This is a genomic window from Paenibacillus sp. FSL W7-1332 (genome assembly GCF_037969785.1).
Lineage (GTDB): Bacteria > Bacillota > Bacilli > Paenibacillales > Paenibacillaceae > Paenibacillus_AQ.
The window spans coordinates 6,319,111-6,336,153 of sequence record NZ_CP150209.1; the positions used below are offsets into that span (position 1 = coordinate 6,319,111).

A 17,043-nucleotide genomic window follows, 5' to 3' on the forward strand; every position below is an offset into this window, starting at 1 on the left:
AATAGACTTCCTCTATTCTATCATAAATCCGTCGTCTCGAAGTCGGTTCTTTCGCATCAAAAATTCTGGAATTCTTGCACCCGCCATTTGCATGCTTCCACAAAATAATAAATGACGGCCCCCAGGTATTGCAGAGCCGCCATCAACACTACATTCAATTTGCGCCAAGCGCGTTAAAACATCCTAAAGCCTTTAATACGCAATGTCTTAATGGTCCATCCGCTCATGTAGGCACCAATCAGACCTGCAACTCCCGTTAAGTAATCCACCAGTTGGAAGGATCCCACGTGAGTCCAGAACGACATTTGGCCCCGATCCCACAAGCTGTATACAACGACCGGCAAAATGACAATCACGAACAGAAAGCAAGGAAACCAGGTCGTCTTCATCAACATATTTAGGATAAAACCGATACCGAACATCATGACAAAAAACAAAATCATCAGCACGAGCACAGGAATAAATTGAAGCATGATCGCTGTTTTCACCTCTTCTTTATCACCTACGCGTAGCAGCTATTCTACTCTATTGCAGCAAGAAACAGCACACCAAGCTTTAGCTAATAGCTAGTTTACTAAAAATAATGTCACAGATCAACGAACAATCGTGAATACATTGTGTCGGCGTTTGCCCTTCCGACTGCGCTTACAGTACAATATAGGAAGTTAATGCAAGCGGTCATCCGCTTCAATTATAACGAACATAACGTTTAGGAGTGATCACATGAACGAAGCTGCAATGACGCTTGAGGGCTGGTATGCGCTGCACGATTTCCGCACCATCAATTGGCCGGCCTGGAAAGCTGCAGATGAAGAAGTACGTGCTTTTGCGCTGGACGAGCTGAACGCGTTCCGCGAGGAATGGGATGCCGTCGAAGCTGCCCAAAAAGGCAGTACCGCTGTATATACCATCGTCGGTCAGAAAGCCGATTTTGTATTCATGCTTTTGCGCGAGACGCTGGAAGAGCTGAACGCGATCGAGAACGCCTTTAACAAAACAACGTTCGCCCAGTTTACCACCAAGGCTTATTCTTATGTAAGCATTGTCGAGCTGAGCAACTACCTGGCCGGCTCCTCCGATGAGGATCCGATGCAGAATCCGCATGTCATTGCCCGTCTGAAGCCGGCCCTGCCAAAATCGAAGCATATCTGCTTCTATCCGATGAACAAAAAGCGGGATTTGTCGGACAACTGGTACATGCTCAGCATGGACGAGCGCAAATCCATGATGAAGAGCCACGGGATGATTGGCCGCGGTTATGCCGGCAAGGTCAAACAGATCATCACCGGTTCCGTTGGATTCGACGATTGGGAATGGGGCGTAACCCTGTTCAGCGACGACGCGCTTCAGTTCAAGAAACTCGTGTACGAAATGAGATTTGACGAAGTAAGTGCGCGTTTCGGCGAGTTTGGCCCGTTCTATGTCGGCAACCTGCTCGATCAGGCTTCATTTACAGATTTAATGAAGGTATAATTCCTTCTGCACATAAACCAGCATGTACAAAATATCCCCACAAAGTGGAGCCTATGCTACGATGTTTATTCCAAATACTTTGCGGGGACCCCAAAAAACTTATAATGTCAAAAAAGGGATGCTCTCAACACGAGAGCATCCCTTCTTCTATTCCTCACCGTCGTCCTCATCTTGCTCTTGCTTGCGCAAGGTTTCAAGATATTCAGCCGTCGCCCGATCCCGGGCACGTCCCTTATCCTTGAGCCGCTCAATAGCAGGAAGTATGAGAATGTCGACCTCCTGCTGAATGGTGTAAGCCAGATCGTACCGCTCCTGCGACTCCAGATAGGAGCCGACCTCCATCAGGGCGTTATAACGATCAAGCTCATCTCTGGTGAGCAGCCCCCGTACTTGAACGCTGCAGTGTCTCATTATAGAAACCTGCCTTTTTTCAGGACGAGCGGAATCCCTCCAATAATGAAGAGGTAGCGCAGATCCACCAACTTTTTCAGCTGGGCCGCTTTCCATCCCTGATATTTCTTATCCCCGACAACCGCAATGCCTTCGCCCCGTCCAAGAGAAGCTACCGTGCCTTTGTTATGGAACTCGAATTTGCGCATCGACTTGTCCCGAATTGCCGCAACGATATTTTGGGCACAGCACACGCCTTGCTGCATCGCCATTTGGGCGGTTGGCGGATAAGGTCTGCCTTCCTCATTAAAAATCAGGGAGTTATCGCCGATAATATAAATGTTCTCGTATCCGGGAGCACGCAAATATTCATCAACCTTGACGCGGCCTCGCATCGTTTCGAAACCGGCTGCTTCCACCAGACGGTTCCCGCGAATGCCGCCGGTCCATACCACCGTTGCCGCCCGGATCTCTTCGCCATTGTTCAGAACGACTCCGCCTGGCAGGCATTCCTTAATCGCAATGCCCATCTTGAAGGTAACGCCTTTCTTCTCTAGAACGTTCATGGCGTACTCCACCAGTTCCGGTGCAAACCCCGGTAACGCGGCAGGCGCGGCTTCGACATTATAAATGTTCACCAGCGTCGGATCGACGTCATATTCCTTGCACAGTCTCGGAATGCGGTCCGCCAGCTCGGCTACAAACTCGATGCCGCTGAATCCGGCTCCGCCAACCACAAAGTTAATGCGCTCTTGCGGTCTGCGCTCATTTTTATATAAAGCAAACTGATACTCAATATGCTCACGTATCAATCGTACCGAGTTAATGCTTCGGATCGTCATCGCATGCTCTGCGAGTCCTGGAATCCCGAAGGTTTCCGGCTCTCCGCCGAGTCCAATGACAAGATAGTCATAGGATAATGTTCCATCTTCAAGAATAACCTTCTTATCGTGAAGGCGGATTTCCTGAACCGAGGATTTGACCAGGTCGATTTTGAATTCGTCGATCAACTTGGAAATGGATACCCGGGTATTCTCAATGCTGTCTGTTCCTGCTGCCGGCATATGCAAATGCGTTGTAATATAATGATAATCATGGCGATTCACCAATGTAACATCGGCCTCATTATAATTCAGCTCTTTTTGCAGCCGCTGCGCTGTCAATATGCCTCCGTAACCCGCGCCAAGGATTACGATCTTCGGTATGCTGCTCATTCTATTGCTCCTTCCAGCTTACTCTTTATATATACAGTATGGTGCACATGTTAACATTCTGTGAAATTGCATCCAAAAAAAGAGAAGAGCCCTAATCAGAGCCCGTTTCAACATTTGACCTGATGGTTCATTAAGGTTCAAAAACAGCTGTAACATTAAGGTTTCCTTACTTCGGCTACAGTTGACAATATATAGGACTACCCTGTAATGAACGCAAGTTATCACGTTAATCATATGCATAAACTATGCAAATATCAAGAAATTTTTTGCCATATAATGTGCAAATCATTCCGCCATTTATCCCCTTACTTACTAAGTAAGCGTATCCATTCCAATGTTAGGTATTTTAACTCATTTCTCGTCTTTTCATGCCGCTTCGGGACGATTATAATAGGTAAGGAATTCGTGAATCAGCTTTATCCGGACAAGAACGTCTGTCTGATTCGAATATAAACTCATTTTATGGAGGTGCTTACCGCATGACAACGATGCCACAAGACAGCAATATGACGGATCTTTTGATTATCGGTGGCGGACCTGCAGGTATGTTTGCTGCTTTTTACGGCGGAATGCGCCAAGCTTCGGTTAAACTTATCGAGAGCATGCCTCAGCTTGGAGGCCAATTGGCTGCGCTGTATCCTGAGAAATATATTTATGACGTAGCAGGCTTCCCGAAAGTAACCGCTCAAGAGCTTGTGAACAATCTGTCCGCCCAAATGGAGCTCTTTAAAACGGACATTCGTCTTGAAGAGAAAGTACAAGCTGTGGAAAAACTCGAAGAACGTCATTTTGTCGTAAAAACGAATTTGGGTGAACACCACGCCAAAGCTGTTATCATTACAGCCGGTGTAGGAGCGTTCCAACCCCGTCGACTGGAGATTGAAGGGGCAGAAGCATACGAAAAGACCAACCTTCATTATTTCGTCAACGACCTCAGCCGCTTCAAAGGCAAGAAGGTTCTCATCAGCGGCGGCGGCGACTCCGCGGTAGACTGGGCGCTCATGATCGAGCCCATCGCCGAGCAGGTTACACTGGTTCACCGCCGTGACAAATTCCGTGCCCATGAGCATAGTGTGGAGCAGCTCATGGCATCGAAGGTGAACATCATTACACCAACCGAGATCACCGAATTGCATGGTGAAGATACGATTACGAAGGTTACGCTTTCACATATTAAGACCAAAGAGACGCAAGAGATTGAAGTGGACGATGTCATTGTCAATTTCGGATTTGTGTCCTCTCTCGGTCCGATCTCCGAGTGGGGCATCGCCATTGAAAGCAACTCCATTGTGGTGGATTCCCGTATGGAAACAAGTATCCCGGGCATTTTTGCAGCCGGCGATATTACCACCTATCCGGGCAAGGTCAAACTGATCGCTGTTGGATTTGGTGAAGCACCTACCGCCGTGAACAATGCCAAGGTTTACTTCGATCCTGAGGCCAGATTGGCACCCGGCCACAGCAGTAACATGAAATTGTAAGGGCAGCTAGAATTTTTAACTTCATCTACATCCATATTCATAGAAAAAAAGGTATCTTCGTTCCGAAAGGGGTTACACCCGCCCCGGAACCGAAGATACCTTTTCTATTCTTCAAACCATATGTAGAACTTGGTTGAAAGCTCCCACATTATATACGTATCATGTCGTAAGTTATCTATTCTATATACGAAAAATCTGATTAATGCAGGATGCTGCCGGAATCGGTGTCCAAGTTCCGTTTATGAATTTCGGCTAGCAGTAGAGTGATGAACTCTCGTTCCAACTTCAACTCAACAGCCATATGATAGGAATCGAGAAGCATCTCATCCGTCAACATAGCCATCCCTCTCACACCCCTTCCTCAAATTTCCTGAATCTATCATATCAGACATGCTAAAACGGAACAACTGTTCGCTTATCCACAACCTCTTGTGGAAATCCTGTGTATAATTTGTTGGTAAGTGTAAAAAACAGGGTCATATCAAAGTGGATTATGGGGATAAATGTTATACACAGGATATAGGGAAATTCTACTATAAAAAAAATTGATCAATTATAATATCGGTAGATTGTGGTTATTTTTTTATTACCCTATTAAAAAATCATATAAACGTCTCCATTTGGGAATATTAAACAAAAAATTCAGCTTGGTCTTGTATTAACCTCCAAAATCCAAATCTTACCCTCGTTGTCTAGTCCGTAATCAAACCCCAGCTCCCCGATTCCTGGAAAGCGGGATTCCAGTATCGTTATGCACTGTCTGGTTAATTGGCGCATTTCATTGCGCTTTTCCCTCGCATTAATGTGGGGCAGTGACAGCCGGAGTGCAGGACCACAACGAAGCAGCGTCCCCCCTTTACATATATTCGTCACAAAAAGCCCTGGGCTCGCGAGCCGCCCAAGCATGGCCCGGAATTCCCATCTCCCTCGATCCTTGACTACCTTTACACGGTAATCCAGCGGACGTCCCTGAATTCTAGCCAAATGAATGCCCTGCTGTATCATGTAGCGCCGTCTCAGCCTCATCCTGCTCAGTACGTATAACAGGGAATTCAATGTATCTACATGAACAGTACGCCTCTTATGGGTTACCAAGTATCCCGTTCCGTCTTTCTGTATTCGGATGACTCCGTTACCACCGGTTCCTATAATCGGCTTAATCACGACCATTTCGTGTTCGGCCAGCATTGAGACCAGGGTATCCCCTCCATACGACTGGGTAGCCGGAATGTAGGGAGCAACCTGCGGATCGGTCAGCAGCGCTTCCGTCTTCAACCACTTGCTGGCCAGTTGTCTTCCCGCCATGCTGCTTTCGCCTCCTTTTATTCATGACATACGTTATCCTATTCCCCTATCCGCGCTTTGTCTTGGATGATTGTCCGTGATGGTATGCCTAATAATCGAGGTTCTTGCTGCCCCACGGGAGCCTCCCTTTGCAAATGCTGTGATCTATCGTATAGTAAGAACAGAACTTTGTCCGTATTAAATCCATCACCTTGGATACCTATAAAGGAGGCTTTGTCACCTTGGCAGCGTTATTTGAAATATTGTACTGGATTGCCATTGTCGGCATGTCGGTTGCCCTAGCAGCCATCACCGTTCTTATCTTTGTCATGGGCTTCAAGTTCATCAAGGATAAGCGCAGAGGGCTCGGAGCGGGCTGCATCGTATTTTCGCTTGTGGCTGCCGGCATGATCGTGCTGATGCTGAACGATACCTTCTTCTTCCCGGTCTGAATAGGAAGAACCCCCAAAAAAGCAGCCTCTCCTTATCGCGGAGTTGGCTGCTTTTTTGGGGTTCATATGGCTACGCGGATGTTCCCGATAACGCAATAAAGACCTCTCCGACAAGATTGTCGGGAGAGGTCTTTAACTGTTGGGACTTAGGCTTTAGCCCTCTAGAGAGTCCTTATTAGCAAGGCTCCTCGTTCGGTTTGCCCGCATCCGTTGCCGTACGGAATGACGAACCGCAGCCGCAAGTGACGGTGGCGTTCGGGTTGTGGATGGTGAAGCCGCCGGTCATGCCGGATTCCTCGAAGTCGATTTCCAGACCGTTCAGGTACTTCAGATCGTCCTTCTCGACAACGACTTTCATATCCTGCAGGTCCATGTATACGTCAGCTTCCGTTTCTTGATCGTCAAAGCCCATTGCATATGAAAAACCACTGCAGCCGCCGGCAGTGACACCCAGTCGAAGGAACATATTGGGCGTTTCCTGTTCAGCAAGCATTTCTTTCAAACGTTCTGCAGCTGAGTCGCTGATTGTAATCATAGGTCACCCTCCTTTTCGTTCACTCTTTCAGTATACTCCTCTTCGCGAATTCGCTCAAGGTTGTTATGATGGCGTTTGATATGTAATGAATAACCTATTTTCATTTCCTCTATTTGTGTTGCTACCCCGAGGGGTCAGGTTTATAATAGGGAAGGAACATGGGCGGCAACTGTTGGATATTTGTCACATCCCCCGGCTAAAAAGCGGCAAAGGTTATGGCTGGTCCACAGTTGTATATTTTTTCACAAACTTACTTATTTATTCAGCCCATTATTGATGTTTGTTGTTATACCACTATAAACGGACCGTTCCCTTAGGGGAGTGATTCACTTTATGATCGCTTTTTCTGCTGGATCTTCTATGCAGGTCAAGTGTGAACAGGAGGATTGAACATGTCCACAATTGTGACACCATTTACCGATCAGAGAATGGCGGAGATCGTTGCGAAAGTCCAAAACGGCGAACGCCTGAATCTTGAAGACGGTGTGTATTTGTACCAAACCGATGACCTGCTGACCCTCGGGCAGCTGGCTAATGAAGCAAATTTGCGCAAGAACGGGAAAAAAGTTTACTTCATTGAGAATATGAGTCTCTATTTCACGAATGTATGCGAATCCCACTGCGCTTTTTGCAATTTCCGGAAAGATCAAGGCGAGGAAGGCTCCTACACCCTCTCCGGCGCTGAGATGATCGAGTATGTCGAGCAGCATATTCATCCCGGGATTCGTGAATTTCACATCGTTGGCGGACATAATAACCATGTGCCGTTCCAGTACTATGTAGACTCCCTGAAGGCATTGAGCGAGCGTTTCCCGGAAGTAACCCTGAAAGCCTATACCGCGGCGGAGATTGAATTCTTCACTCGCATTAGCGGACTCAGCACGAAGGAAGTACTTCAAGAACTGCAGAAAGCTGGTCTTCAGTCTTTAACGGGCGGCGGCGCCGAAATTCTGTCTGACCAATACCGTCAGAAGATGAAGGTGGATAAAGCCAACGTAGATCAATACCTCGACGTTCACCGTACCGCACATAAGCTTGGCATGAAGACGCATACGACCATGCTCTACGGATCGATCGAGAGCCATGAGGACCGGATCCGCCATATGCTGCAAATTCGGGATCTTCAAGATGAAACCGGTGGATTCATGGTATTCATTCCGCTGTCCATGCAGCCGAAGAATAAGAATGCAGGCATCATGCGCCGCAATTCGGCCTACGAGGATTTGAAGACCATTGCCATCAGCCGTCTGATGCTCGATAATATCGACCACATCAAAGCGTACTTCATTAATATCGGACCGCAATTGACTCAAGTTGCTCTCAGCTTCGGCGCTTCCGATGTCCATGGTACGATCCTGAAAGAACGCATCAGCCATGCTGCAGGAGCCTTGACCCCGGAAGGGCTGACACGCAAAGAGCTCGTCTGGCTCATCCAAGGCGCTGGCCGGATTCCGGTTGAACGCGATACCTTCTACAACGAGATCAAGGTTTACGAATAAGTCTTACCAGCAGGATTTAAGCAAACGAGAGACGTTCCAAAAAACGGAAAACAGGTTAAAGAGATAATATAGCGTGGGTAACCTAAGCCGCTTCCAGCGGCGTTTTTCTTGCGAATCGGCGCTCACCTTCTTATCTCTTGAGAAAGGAAGAAATTTATGAAAAAGCTCGTCATTCTCGGCGGAGGCTATGGTGGTCTTGCCCTAATTCAAGAATTATTCAGCAGCTATCTTCCTCCGGACGTGGAGGTCGTGCTCATCGACCGCATGCCATACCAAGGACTCAAAACCGAATACTACGCGCTGGCAGCAGGCACCGTGGCCGATACCGCCGTTCGTGTTAAATTCCCGGTGTATGACCGCCTCCAAATTGTATATGGTGAAGTCACATCCATCGATCTAGAGAAGAGGCTTGTTAACCTGACGAACAACGATCCCGTGGAATACGACCAACTCGCCATTGCTCTGGGATGTACGGACCGTTATCATGGCGTACCGGGCGCAGAAGAATTCACGTTTAGCCTGCAATCTTTTTCTGCATCCCGGGAAACCTATTTGCACCTGAACAACCTCAGACCTTATGGTCATGTTCATATCATTGGCGGAGGCTTAAGCGGCATCGAACTCGCTGCCGATCTTCGTGAAAGCCGGCCTGACCTTAATATCGCCATTTTGGACCGGGGACAACGGGTACTTTCTTCTTTTCCTAACCGTTTGTCTGCTTATATTCATCGCTGGTTTGAGGAACACCATGTGGATATCCACAGCGGGGTTTCCGTATCCCGAGTTGAGAAGGATGCCGTGTACAATCTGGATGTGCCTATCGCAACCGACCTGGCCGTATGGACGGCAGGCATTCAGCCCGTAAAGGTCGTACAGGATCTCGATCTGCCAAAAGACCGCAGCGGACGCATTCTGCTGAACGAGTGGTATCAGGTTCCGTCCCATCCGGAAGTGTACGTGATCGGTGACTGCGCCAGCCTTCCGTTCGTCCCAAGCGCGCAGGCAGCCGGGGCTCAAGCCGAGCAAGTGGGACATGTCATGAAAGCCTTATGGCGTGATGATACGCCAAAGGTATCTCCGCTGAAGCTCAAGGGAACCCTCGGCTCCCTCGGCAAACATGCGGGCTTTGGTCTCATGGGCAGCACGTCGGTGCTGGGACGGGTACCAAGAATATTGAAGAGCGGCGTTCTCTGGAAATCCAAGCGTCATTACTAGCAACGAACAGACTGCAGTCGCTATGTTCTTCCTTACGGAAATGCCAGGTATCCGGCGTCAGTTTTCCTCTTCGCTGTCCTGAAAGCTTTCCAGTCTGGCTATGACAACGTCAAGCAGCTCTTCAGCCGTGGGGGCCTCGACCCATTCGCCATCCACATAAGCGAAGGGCATCAGGTAGCACTGGCCGCAGCTGGTCAGGCAGCCGTATTCGATGACTTGACAATCGTACTTGGCTTCAAGCGTCTGCAGAACTTTATCCGTTCCGAAATAGGAATTGCTTGTGCAAAACTCAATGATAATGGACATTGTTATTAGACCTGCCTTAAGATTGGCATTTTATTTTGCCGGTTTATGTACTATAATATAGGGAGGAAAGGAGTTGAACAAGATGAGTGAAAACACGCAAACCACTGTATATGATGAAGTGGCTGAAGTGCTTGATAAACTTCGTCCGTTCCTTCAGCGCGACGGCGGTGACGTGGAACTGGTTGACGTTGAAGACGGCATCGTTAAGCTGAAATTGATGGGTGCATGCGGTAGCTGCCCTAGCTCCACCATTACTCTGAAAGCAGGGATCGAACGCGCCCTGGTTGAAGAAGTAGAAGGCATTCAAGAAGTAGTTCAAGTATTCTAAATCTTCTTTAACTATAAAGAGTCTTGGTTTCCCTCGTGGAACCAAGACTCTTTTTTTGAAATTAAAGAATATATAAGTTTTCAGCGGAGCATAAGCAATTCTTTAACTGCAATGATATGTTTAGGGAGCCCCGCAAAGTAAAAAGAATTTGGAATTAGCATAGCAGCATGGACTCCACTTTGTGGCGTCATTTTAGGTTATTCCGGTTTAATCAACGGACGGATCGGATCCAGCCCGCCGGATATATCCATGATATTGCCGGTAATGAAATCCGACTTATCCAGGCATAAATATTCGATCACCCTGGCGACGTCCTCCCCGCTTCCCGATCGTCCGCGCGGGGTCAGCCCGTCTTGGATGCCCGATACCTCATCGATAGTCTTCTCCTTGTTGGCTCCGCGAATATCCCCCGGACAGATCATGTTCACGGTGATTCCATACGGGGCTTCTTCCACCGCAAGGGTCTTCGTAAAGGATACCAGGCCCACTTTAGCGGCAGCGTAGGCTGAACGCTGAGGCCACGCGCGGGCTTCCCCGGCATGCCCGAACCCAAAGTGGATGATGCGTCCCCACTTTTTCTCCCGCATGGCAGGCAGAACACGGTGGTCCAGCAGCATGACGCCGGTTAAATTGCCATTCACCATATGTACGATTTCGTCGCGGCTGTACTCCGAGAATAGACGACGTTCCCGAATGAACGGCCCTGCGTTGTTCACCAGGATATCGATGCTTCCCAGCTGCTCCTCCGTCTGATCCACCAATGAATACAGCTCACGCTCGCTGGCGATATCGGCTTTAATCGCAATGGACTTCACGCCAAACCCCTCGATTTCGCGGGAGAGCGCTTCCGCTTCATCCTTGCTGTTTACATAATTTATAGCCAAATGACATCCCTGCCGGGCTAACGACAGCGCCGTCATTTTCCCTAATCCTGTCGCACTGCCTGTAATCAGCGCCACTTTTCCCTTCAAGGCTTTCCCTCCTCAGATGGATATCCTTCCTTCAGTATAAAAGATTTGATATGGCCTAACAACTTGCAAACCCGGCAGAAGGGCCCATTATACAAAAAAAGAAAGGGATTATCCATAAAGACCCACGGTCTTTTGGATAATGCCCTCTCTTCTCGAATACGATGAAACTTATGTTCAGCATCATCGAGCCTTGGTGCTCGAATTAGAATGCCGGAATGACAGCACCTTTGTACTCTTCTTCAATAAAGGTCTTCACGTCCTCGGAAGTCAGCGCCTTCGCCAATTTTTGAATGGCGTCGGAGTCCTTGTTGTCCGGACGAGCTACCAGCAGATTGGCGTAAGGGTTCTCTTTGTCTTCGATAAAGAGAGCATCCTTTGTTGGATCCAGTCCCGCTTCAAGCGCGTAGTTCGTGTTGATGACAGCCAGATCCAGCTCATCGAGCATACGCGGCAGCATCGCGGCTTCAACTTCTTTGAACTCCAGGTTCTTCGGATTTTCCACGATATCCTTAGCGGTAGCTTCAAGCTTGGTTTCATCCTGCAGCTTAATGACGCCATTCTTGGACAGCAGGGTCAATGCACGGCCCGCATTCGATGGGTCACTTGGGATCGCCACAACGGCTCCATCCTTCAGCTCATCGGCCGATTTAATCGTTCTGGAGTATGCACCCAGCGGCTCCACATGCACGGCGATCACGGACTCCAGGTCCAGTTTGCGCTCTTTGATTTCATTATCCAGGTAAGGCTTATGTTGGAAGAAATTCGCGTCGATTTCCTTGGAATCCACTTGCGTATTAGGCAGCAGATAATCCGTAAATTCCACGATTTCCAGGTTCACGCCTTCCTTTTCAAGCGCCGGTTTGATATGCTCCAAAATTTTGGCGTGTGGTGAAGGCGAAGCACCTACTTTCAAGGTTACGGTCTCTTGAGCGCCGCCTCCTGTTGTTCCCCCTGGCTCAGCCGCGTTATCCGCAGGCTTGCTGCCGCACGCAGCCAGCACCGTAACCAATGTCAAGCTGATCAATGCCAATGTCCATTTTTTCATTTTAAAAACTCTCCCTCCGAAAATATATTATTTTTTTATATTGTCTTCCTTGATGCCTCATCCATTCCGTTATTTTCTTGTAAAATGTCGGACCAAGCGATCTCCTGCCATTTGCAGCAGTTGTACCAGCACAATCATTAATACGACGGCCAGAATCATAATCTCGGTCTCATAACGGTAATATCCATACTTGATGGCCAAATCGCCCAACCCGCCGCCGCCGACTTGACCGGACATCGCGGTATACGAGACCAGGGTTACAATCGTAATGGTCATCCCAGCCAGCAAACCCGGGCGAGCCTCCGGAAGGAGAACCCTCCATATGATTTGGCTTGTCGAGGAGCCCATGGCATGAGCCGCTTCAATGACCCCTTTGTCCACCTCATTCAAGGCGGTTTCCACGAGTCTGGCGAAGAATGGCGCCGCGCCTATCACGAGCGGTGGAATGGTTCCCAGCACGCCATAAGAAACACCCACAAGCGATTTCGTAATCGGAATCATCGCAACGATCAGGATAATGAACGGAATCGAACGCAGGATGTTCACAATGAACGACAGGATCGAGTATCCGAAGCGTACCAGGCCGGATGTGGATCTAGCGGCCATGTAGAGCAGCACGCCAATCGGCAGTCCGATAATGAAGCTGAACAATGCCGATGCCCCCAGCATCCGAAGGGTATCCAAGGTTGCCGTCCATATTTCTTTCCAGTCGATCTGGGTAAAATCGAGTTCGAACATTAATGAATCACCTCCACGTCTAATCCTTGCTCAAGGAGCTTCCGAATCGTATCTTCAATAGCGCCCTCTTCCCCTTCAAAACGGACAATGAGTTGGCCGTACGGCGTTTCTTTGATCGTGGAAATGGTACCCTGCAGAATTGCAAAATTCACGCCCGTCTCATGGACGGTATGGGACAGAATTGATTCGTACGTTTTCGATCCAAGGAACGTAATCTGCACCGCCCTTGAAGGTCCGTTTGTCTGTCCCTGGATGGCCAGCCGGAGCGCTTCGCCGCTGTCCATCTCCTGACGGATAAATTCCTGGGTTACCTCATGCTTCGGCTTCAGGAACACTTCCGTTACCGGCCCTTGCTCCACGATGCCGCCTTGATGAATGACGGCGACCCGGTCGCATATGCTCTGAATCACATGCATTTCATGGGTAATCAGCACGATCGTCAGATGAAACTTTTTGTTAATGTCCAGCAGCAGGCGCAGGATCGAATCCGTCGTCTGCGGGTCAAGAGCCGAAGTGGCTTCGTCGCACAGCAGTACTTCCGGATCACTCGCGAGCGCTCTGGCGATGCCCACCCGCTGCTTCTGGCCCCCAGATAGCTGAGACGGGTACTTGTCCCGATGCGCCTCGAGCCCGACCAAGGCCAACAACTCGGATACTTTACGTTCCAGTTCGGCGTTCGGCGTCTTGATCAGACGCAGCGGAAACGCAATGTTATCGTACACCGTCGCCGATGACAACAGGTTAAAGTGCTGAAAAATCATGCCGATTTTGCGGCGTTCCGCCTGAAGCTGCTTCTTGCCAAGCGACGTTAAGTTCTTACCGTTCACCCACACCTCGCCCGAGGTAGGACGCTCCAACAAATTGATACAACGGATCAATGTACTTTTACCTGCACCGGAGTGTCCGATCACTCCGAAAATTTCTCCTTTTTCAATCGACAAATCCAATTCGGACAACGCAGTTGTTAAAGTTCCGGCTTTTCCGTACTGCTTCGTCAATTGCTTGAGCTCAATCAATCCGATAATCCTCCTTTTTCCATAGCTTCATATCTATTTACCCAAAAGAAAAGAGCCTCTTTTTGTAGAATCAAAAAGGGCCCTCTTTACGTAAAAGTCAACGCCTTTTCTCATCTGTCAAAGCCAAAGGATATCCTGTAGCTTTGAAGGAATTAGCACCATGTCACTCCATGCGTCATCGCGTTAAGCAATTACACGCTGGAGTCGGTTGCCGGGCTTCATCGGGCCTGTCCCTCCGCCTCTCTCGATAAGAAAACATCGATATGAAATTTTTCCGATTAATTTGATCTGATTTGATAACATTTAATGAATGCAATAGTTAGTATAGATTCTTTTCAGGTTTTTGTCAAAAGGAATTTCATGGCGATTTTGTGCCTAAGTCCTGACTCCATTTTTCGCCCAAAGCTTGTTCGTATATTTATAAGAGGCCGCCAGACTCCGGCATACCATATCAACGCCCTGTTTGAGATCGTCCAGGTGCTGGCCGATATCCTCCAGCTCGATCTTGTCCGACAGTCCTTGATGACGCTGCCACAAATCATCCTGCATCTCGGAATTCATGTAATGGATTTCGGCGTTGCGCCGTTTCCGGAGGGTGTTCAGCGGTGTTTTGTAACGATCCTTGATCTCCTCCAGCTCTTTGGCCAGCTCTCCGTGGGCCTTCAGGAATTTAAACTGCCGCAGGACCGTAAAATAAGAGAAATGTGCCTTCACCTTGGAGGTATGAAGATCATACAAATCGTTCAACACCGTCCCCAGCTTGTCAAGGATCGAGAATACGCGGATGAAGCCGTTTTTGTAAAAATACACATACCGCTGATATTCCCCTTGCTCCTGAATCGACATGTCATCGATGTAACCCGATTGGATCGATTGGCTGAAATGCCGGGCCGCATTCCAGCTCTGTTCCAGCTCATCCAGGGAAACGATCAACCCCCGGGTCCAAATCTCAAGCTTGCGAAAATCATGCGTCGGATCCTGATTTTTCTCCATTTCCTTCTGCAGCAGCCGGGTTGTTTGGACCATCGATTCGATGGCTTCCTCAAGCAGGCCGTTATTCTGCCGGGGCTGTTCCCCAAGTAGCATTCGAAGCATGGCGGTACCCCCTCGCGTCATCAGATTAACCTTGGTTCTTGGATCGCTATTTGCCAAAATAGGGATTCCACCGCGTTTCAACCGTTTTCACGATATCCTCACGCGGGAATAACTCATCCGGGTATCCCGGTTTCATTCGTTCATCCATCAGGGGATTGTTCTTATAGGATGCCCCCGAAATGAGCAGACAACCCCCATCTCCTTGATATCGGACACGTCTTGCGGATGGCTTGGTTATCATCGGCTCCCCCTTACTATACAACAAAGCCCTCGAGGCAAGGCTCGGGGACTTTGCATAAACGATGTTGCTTGAAATTCGATCTTTTTTTTGCTTTTTTTCTTATACGATCTTTTCGCTTGGCATGCTATGATCCTGCCGCATTTCGGCTTTAACCGGCCTGCTGAGCTGCCAAACCCTGACACTTAAATAACACAGTACGCCGAATAAGGCGGAGATCAGCAAGGTATGTCCCAGTGCGGAGAATACGTAAACCTCCTCGTTATGCATCGTTGCCATAATGAGGGCGCCGCTGAACACCTGCAGCAGACAGAGTACGGTTGCCGAGATGCCCAGCATCTGGATCTCCCGGTTGTCGCGGTTGCGCCAATATGCAAAATGCCCCATCACCGCCACAACGATCAGCAGCAGAAGCGCCGCCACGCGGTGCATAAAGGCGATGCCTACCCCTCCGCTCAGCTCCGGTATCACTTCCCCGTTACACAGCGGCCAGCCGGAGCACCCTTCCCGGGAATCGGTATGGCTAACGAATGCACCGATATAAACCACGATGTAACTGTACAAGGCTGTGCCCCATACTAAATTACGGAAGCCCTTGCTTACCCGAGGCAGACGCTCCAAGTCTATGGGCCCCTTCGCCTGTTCTACCCGCCGCATACCCAAAGCCAGCATGACAGAGCTAGCAAAGGCAATCAGCGAGAAGCCAAAATGCAGCGCCATAATCGCAGCCGATTGAGGCTTAACCACCGCAAGCGCACCCATGATCGCCTGTACAATAACGAATACCGAGGTCCCGATAACATAAGCCATCAAATCCCGGCGATCCCGCTTGTACTTCCAGAACGCAATCAGCGAAGCGAGCGCCGCCAAACCCGCCATTCCGCTAACGGCCCGGTGTGAATACTCAATCATGGAGGATACCGTGTAAGCGGGAACAAATTTACCGTTGCACAGCGGCCACTCCTGACCGCAACCGAGTCCCGAGCCCGTCTTTGTCACAACCATGCCACCGAACGTCGCGCAGAACATAACTAAGCATGTTATGTAACTCAGCCATTTTAGTTGTTTATCATTCACTTATCTCACCTGCTGCTCCTAATCATTCACTATTTAAACCTTTACAGGATCGCATCGTACACAGTCCACATTTCATTATACCTGATTCTGCCGCCACGGTCACTTGAGCGATTGTGACAAAATGTTCAAAAATGAGAAAAACCTTCATGATCCAGGTACTTGACTTCATCGCCATATCTTTATTCGATATATAAAACAACACCGCCGCCAGTTATAGATCAAGGCTGCGGTGCTATGGTCACCCTTACTTATGAATCGTACTGTATACGTCCACGGCACGCTGCAGGAAATCTTCAATTTCCTCGCGCGATTTGCGGAGTTTGTTAACATAGCGAACCAGCTCGCGTCCATCGGAGTATGCAACAAAGCTGGGGATACCCAAAATATTTTGCTGCTGACTCACGTCACCGACAGCATCGACGTCAACCTCTACCAGAGTCAATTGGTTTGAGAACTTCGTCTCAACCTCCGGCATGAATGGATCGATAAACTTGCAATCGCCGCACCAGTCTGCTTTAAATACGGCAACAGTCAGTCGCGGAGACTGGATTGCAACCTGAAATTCTGCTTCCGAAGTGATTTTTTCCATTGATTATCTCCCCTTTACGTCGAGTTCCTTCACCCTTAGTGAATCAAAATGTTGAGTGGAAGTCAAATTTTAGAGCATACTGACATTATGATGTTCA

Annotated in this window: 21 protein-coding genes and 1 riboswitch; of the genes, 6 read left to right on the forward strand and 15 right to left on the reverse strand. The window is 48.8% G+C overall.

The window, feature by feature from the left end; genetic code table 11:
- Positions 1-173 precede the first annotated feature (173 nt).
- Positions 174-473 (reverse strand): YuiB family protein, encoded by a 300-nt coding sequence (locus MKX98_RS28670; protein ID WP_015737411.1) that lies wholly within the window; start codon positions 471-473, stop codon positions 174-176.
- Between the two features lie 250 nt (positions 474-723).
- On the opposite strand from MKX98_RS28670, the gene hemQ reads away from it, so the two are divergent.
- Positions 724-1,473 (forward strand): hydrogen peroxide-dependent heme synthase, encoded by a 750-nt coding sequence (gene hemQ / locus MKX98_RS28675; RefSeq protein ID WP_071222406.1) that lies wholly within the window; start codon positions 724-726, stop codon positions 1,471-1,473.
- A gap of 147 nt (positions 1,474-1,620) precedes the next feature.
- Here hemQ and MKX98_RS28680 read toward each other — a convergent pair whose 3' ends face one another.
- The gene (locus MKX98_RS28680) at positions 1,621-1,884 is read right to left on the reverse strand and encodes a hypothetical protein (protein ID WP_071222405.1); all 264 of its coding nucleotides are present in this window, start codon (positions 1,882-1,884) and stop codon (positions 1,621-1,623) included.
- A complete protein-coding gene (locus MKX98_RS28685; protein ID WP_076324836.1) occupies positions 1,884-3,077 on the reverse strand; it encodes an NAD(P)/FAD-dependent oxidoreductase in 1,194 nt (397 codons plus the stop codon). The genes MKX98_RS28680 and MKX98_RS28685 overlap by 1 nt, the downstream gene beginning before the upstream one ends.
- A gap of 479 nt (positions 3,078-3,556) precedes the next feature.
- Between MKX98_RS28685 and MKX98_RS28690 the strand changes: the two genes are divergently transcribed.
- Positions 3,557-4,558: an NAD(P)/FAD-dependent oxidoreductase gene (locus MKX98_RS28690; protein WP_071222403.1), complete on the forward strand. Its 1,002-nt coding sequence runs from the start codon at positions 3,557-3,559 to the stop codon at positions 4,556-4,558.
- Positions 4,559-4,757: 199 nt separating this feature from the next.
- Here the strand turns inward: MKX98_RS28690 and sda are convergent, their stop codons facing one another.
- Together sda and MKX98_RS28700 are read right to left on the reverse strand one after the other, a co-directional pair.
- The gene (gene sda / locus MKX98_RS28695; protein WP_006212600.1) at positions 4,758-4,901 is read right to left on the reverse strand and encodes a sporulation histidine kinase inhibitor Sda; all 144 of its coding nucleotides are present in this window, start codon (positions 4,899-4,901) and stop codon (positions 4,758-4,760) included.
- A gap of 299 nt (positions 4,902-5,200) precedes the next feature.
- Complete coding sequence (locus MKX98_RS28700; protein WP_194544537.1) at positions 5,201-5,863, reverse strand: YheC/YheD family protein; 663 nt, start codon at positions 5,861-5,863, stop codon at positions 5,201-5,203.
- A 221-nt stretch (positions 5,864-6,084) separates the two neighbouring features.
- Here MKX98_RS28700 and MKX98_RS28705 point away from each other — a divergent pair, with 221 nt between their 5' ends.
- On the forward strand, positions 6,085-6,294 hold the full coding sequence (locus MKX98_RS28705) for a hypothetical protein (RefSeq protein WP_071222401.1): 210 nt from the start codon (positions 6,085-6,087) through the stop codon (positions 6,292-6,294).
- Between the two features lie 175 nt (positions 6,295-6,469).
- Here the strand turns inward: MKX98_RS28705 and MKX98_RS28710 are convergent, their stop codons facing one another.
- The gene (locus MKX98_RS28710; RefSeq protein ID WP_071222399.1) at positions 6,470-6,829 is read right to left on the reverse strand and encodes an iron-sulfur cluster assembly accessory protein; all 360 of its coding nucleotides are present in this window, start codon (positions 6,827-6,829) and stop codon (positions 6,470-6,472) included.
- A gap of 392 nt (positions 6,830-7,221) precedes the next feature.
- On the opposite strand from MKX98_RS28710, the gene mqnE reads away from it, so the two are divergent.
- Both mqnE and MKX98_RS28720 read left to right on the forward strand, forming a co-directional pair.
- Positions 7,222-8,328: an aminofutalosine synthase MqnE gene (gene mqnE, locus MKX98_RS28715; protein WP_113060088.1), complete on the forward strand. Its 1,107-nt coding sequence runs from the start codon at positions 7,222-7,224 to the stop codon at positions 8,326-8,328.
- A gap of 156 nt (positions 8,329-8,484) precedes the next feature.
- Positions 8,485-9,543 (forward strand): FAD-dependent oxidoreductase, encoded by a 1,059-nt coding sequence (locus MKX98_RS28720; RefSeq protein ID WP_339219825.1) that lies wholly within the window; start codon positions 8,485-8,487, stop codon positions 9,541-9,543.
- A gap of 57 nt (positions 9,544-9,600) precedes the next feature.
- Here MKX98_RS28720 and MKX98_RS28725 read toward each other — a convergent pair whose 3' ends face one another.
- Positions 9,601-9,849 (reverse strand): YuzB family protein, encoded by a 249-nt coding sequence (locus MKX98_RS28725; RefSeq protein WP_194544540.1) that lies wholly within the window; start codon positions 9,847-9,849, stop codon positions 9,601-9,603.
- Positions 9,850-9,931: 82 nt separating this feature from the next.
- Here MKX98_RS28725 and MKX98_RS28730 point away from each other — a divergent pair, with 82 nt between their 5' ends.
- Entirely contained in the window at positions 9,932-10,177 is a 246-nt protein-coding gene (locus MKX98_RS28730; RefSeq protein ID WP_006212609.1) for a NifU family protein, read from the forward strand.
- A gap of 197 nt (positions 10,178-10,374) precedes the next feature.
- Here the strand turns inward: MKX98_RS28730 and MKX98_RS28735 are convergent, their stop codons facing one another.
- The 8 genes from MKX98_RS28735 to MKX98_RS28770 all read right to left on the reverse strand — a co-directional run bounded on the left by MKX98_RS28735 (position 10,375) and on the right by MKX98_RS28770 (position 16,946).
- Positions 10,375-11,148 (reverse strand): SDR family oxidoreductase, encoded by a 774-nt coding sequence (locus MKX98_RS28735; protein WP_071222395.1) that lies wholly within the window; start codon positions 11,146-11,148, stop codon positions 10,375-10,377.
- A gap of 202 nt (positions 11,149-11,350) precedes the next feature.
- The gene (locus MKX98_RS28740; RefSeq protein ID WP_194544541.1) at positions 11,351-12,193 is read right to left on the reverse strand and encodes a MetQ/NlpA family ABC transporter substrate-binding protein; all 843 of its coding nucleotides are present in this window, start codon (positions 12,191-12,193) and stop codon (positions 11,351-11,353) included.
- 69 nt (positions 12,194-12,262) lie between these two features.
- Positions 12,263-12,931: a methionine ABC transporter permease gene (locus MKX98_RS28745; protein WP_194544542.1), complete on the reverse strand. Its 669-nt coding sequence runs from the start codon at positions 12,929-12,931 to the stop codon at positions 12,263-12,265.
- Positions 12,931-13,947, reverse strand: a complete 1,017-nt coding sequence (locus MKX98_RS28750) for a methionine ABC transporter ATP-binding protein (RefSeq protein WP_194544543.1) — start codon at positions 13,945-13,947, stop codon at positions 12,931-12,933. Before MKX98_RS28750 ends, MKX98_RS28745 begins: the two co-directional genes overlap by 1 nt.
- Positions 13,948-14,054: 107 nt before the next feature.
- A riboswitch (SAM riboswitch) is annotated at positions 14,055-14,201 on the reverse strand.
- A gap of 121 nt (positions 14,202-14,322) precedes the next feature.
- Positions 14,323-15,042: a Cthe_2314 family HEPN domain-containing protein gene (locus MKX98_RS28755; RefSeq protein ID WP_071222391.1), complete on the reverse strand. Its 720-nt coding sequence runs from the start codon at positions 15,040-15,042 to the stop codon at positions 14,323-14,325.
- A gap of 46 nt (positions 15,043-15,088) precedes the next feature.
- On the reverse strand, positions 15,089-15,283 hold the full coding sequence (locus tag MKX98_RS28760) for a hypothetical protein (RefSeq protein ID WP_339224664.1): 195 nt from the start codon (positions 15,281-15,283) through the stop codon (positions 15,089-15,091).
- 99 nt (positions 15,284-15,382) lie between these two features.
- Entirely contained in the window at positions 15,383-16,357 is a 975-nt protein-coding gene (locus tag MKX98_RS28765) for a heme A synthase (protein WP_339219828.1), read from the reverse strand.
- A 244-nt stretch (positions 16,358-16,601) separates the two neighbouring features.
- Positions 16,602-16,946: a thioredoxin family protein gene (locus MKX98_RS28770; RefSeq protein WP_071222388.1), complete on the reverse strand. Its 345-nt coding sequence runs from the start codon at positions 16,944-16,946 to the stop codon at positions 16,602-16,604.
- Between the last annotated feature and the right edge of the window lie 97 nt (positions 16,947-17,043).

Coding starts and splice junctions, on each gene's coding strand:
- MKX98_RS28670 (WP_015737411.1), bottom strand. CDS start 473: ATGCTTCAATTTATTCCTGTGCTCGTGCTGATGATTTTGTTTTTTGTC.
- hemQ (WP_071222406.1), top strand. CDS start 724: ATGAACGAAGCTGCAATGACGCTTGAGGGCTGGTATGCGCTGCACGAT.
- MKX98_RS28680 (WP_071222405.1), bottom strand. CDS start 1,884: ATGAGACACTGCAGCGTTCAAGTACGGGGGCTGCTCACCAGAGATGAG.
- MKX98_RS28685 (WP_076324836.1), bottom strand. CDS start 3,077: ATGAGCAGCATACCGAAGATCGTAATCCTTGGCGCGGGTTACGGAGGC.
- MKX98_RS28690 (WP_071222403.1), top strand. CDS start 3,557: ATGACAACGATGCCACAAGACAGCAATATGACGGATCTTTTGATTATC.
- sda (WP_006212600.1), bottom strand. CDS start 4,901: ATGGCTATGTTGACGGATGAGATGCTTCTCGATTCCTATCATATGGCT.
- MKX98_RS28700 (WP_194544537.1), bottom strand. CDS start 5,863: ATGGCGGGAAGACAACTGGCCAGCAAGTGGTTGAAGACGGAAGCGCTG.
- MKX98_RS28710 (WP_071222399.1), bottom strand. CDS start 6,829: ATGATTACAATCAGCGACTCAGCTGCAGAACGTTTGAAAGAAATGCTT.
- mqnE (WP_113060088.1), top strand. CDS start 7,222: ATGTCCACAATTGTGACACCATTTACCGATCAGAGAATGGCGGAGATC.
- MKX98_RS28720 (WP_339219825.1), top strand. CDS start 8,485: ATGAAAAAGCTCGTCATTCTCGGCGGAGGCTATGGTGGTCTTGCCCTA.
- MKX98_RS28725 (WP_194544540.1), bottom strand. CDS start 9,849: ATGTCCATTATCATTGAGTTTTGCACAAGCAATTCCTATTTCGGAACG.
- MKX98_RS28730 (WP_006212609.1), top strand. CDS start 9,932: ATGAGTGAAAACACGCAAACCACTGTATATGATGAAGTGGCTGAAGTG.
- MKX98_RS28740 (WP_194544541.1), bottom strand. CDS start 12,193: ATGAAAAAATGGACATTGGCATTGATCAGCTTGACATTGGTTACGGTG.
- MKX98_RS28745 (WP_194544542.1), bottom strand. CDS start 12,931: ATGTTCGAACTCGATTTTACCCAGATCGACTGGAAAGAAATATGGACG.
- MKX98_RS28755 (WP_071222391.1), bottom strand. CDS start 15,042: ATGCTTCGAATGCTACTTGGGGAACAGCCCCGGCAGAATAACGGCCTG.
- MKX98_RS28760 (WP_339224664.1), bottom strand. CDS start 15,283: ATGATAACCAAGCCATCCGCAAGACGTGTCCGATATCAAGGAGATGGG.
- MKX98_RS28770 (WP_071222388.1), bottom strand. CDS start 16,946: ATGGAAAAAATCACTTCGGAAGCAGAATTTCAGGTTGCAATCCAGTCT.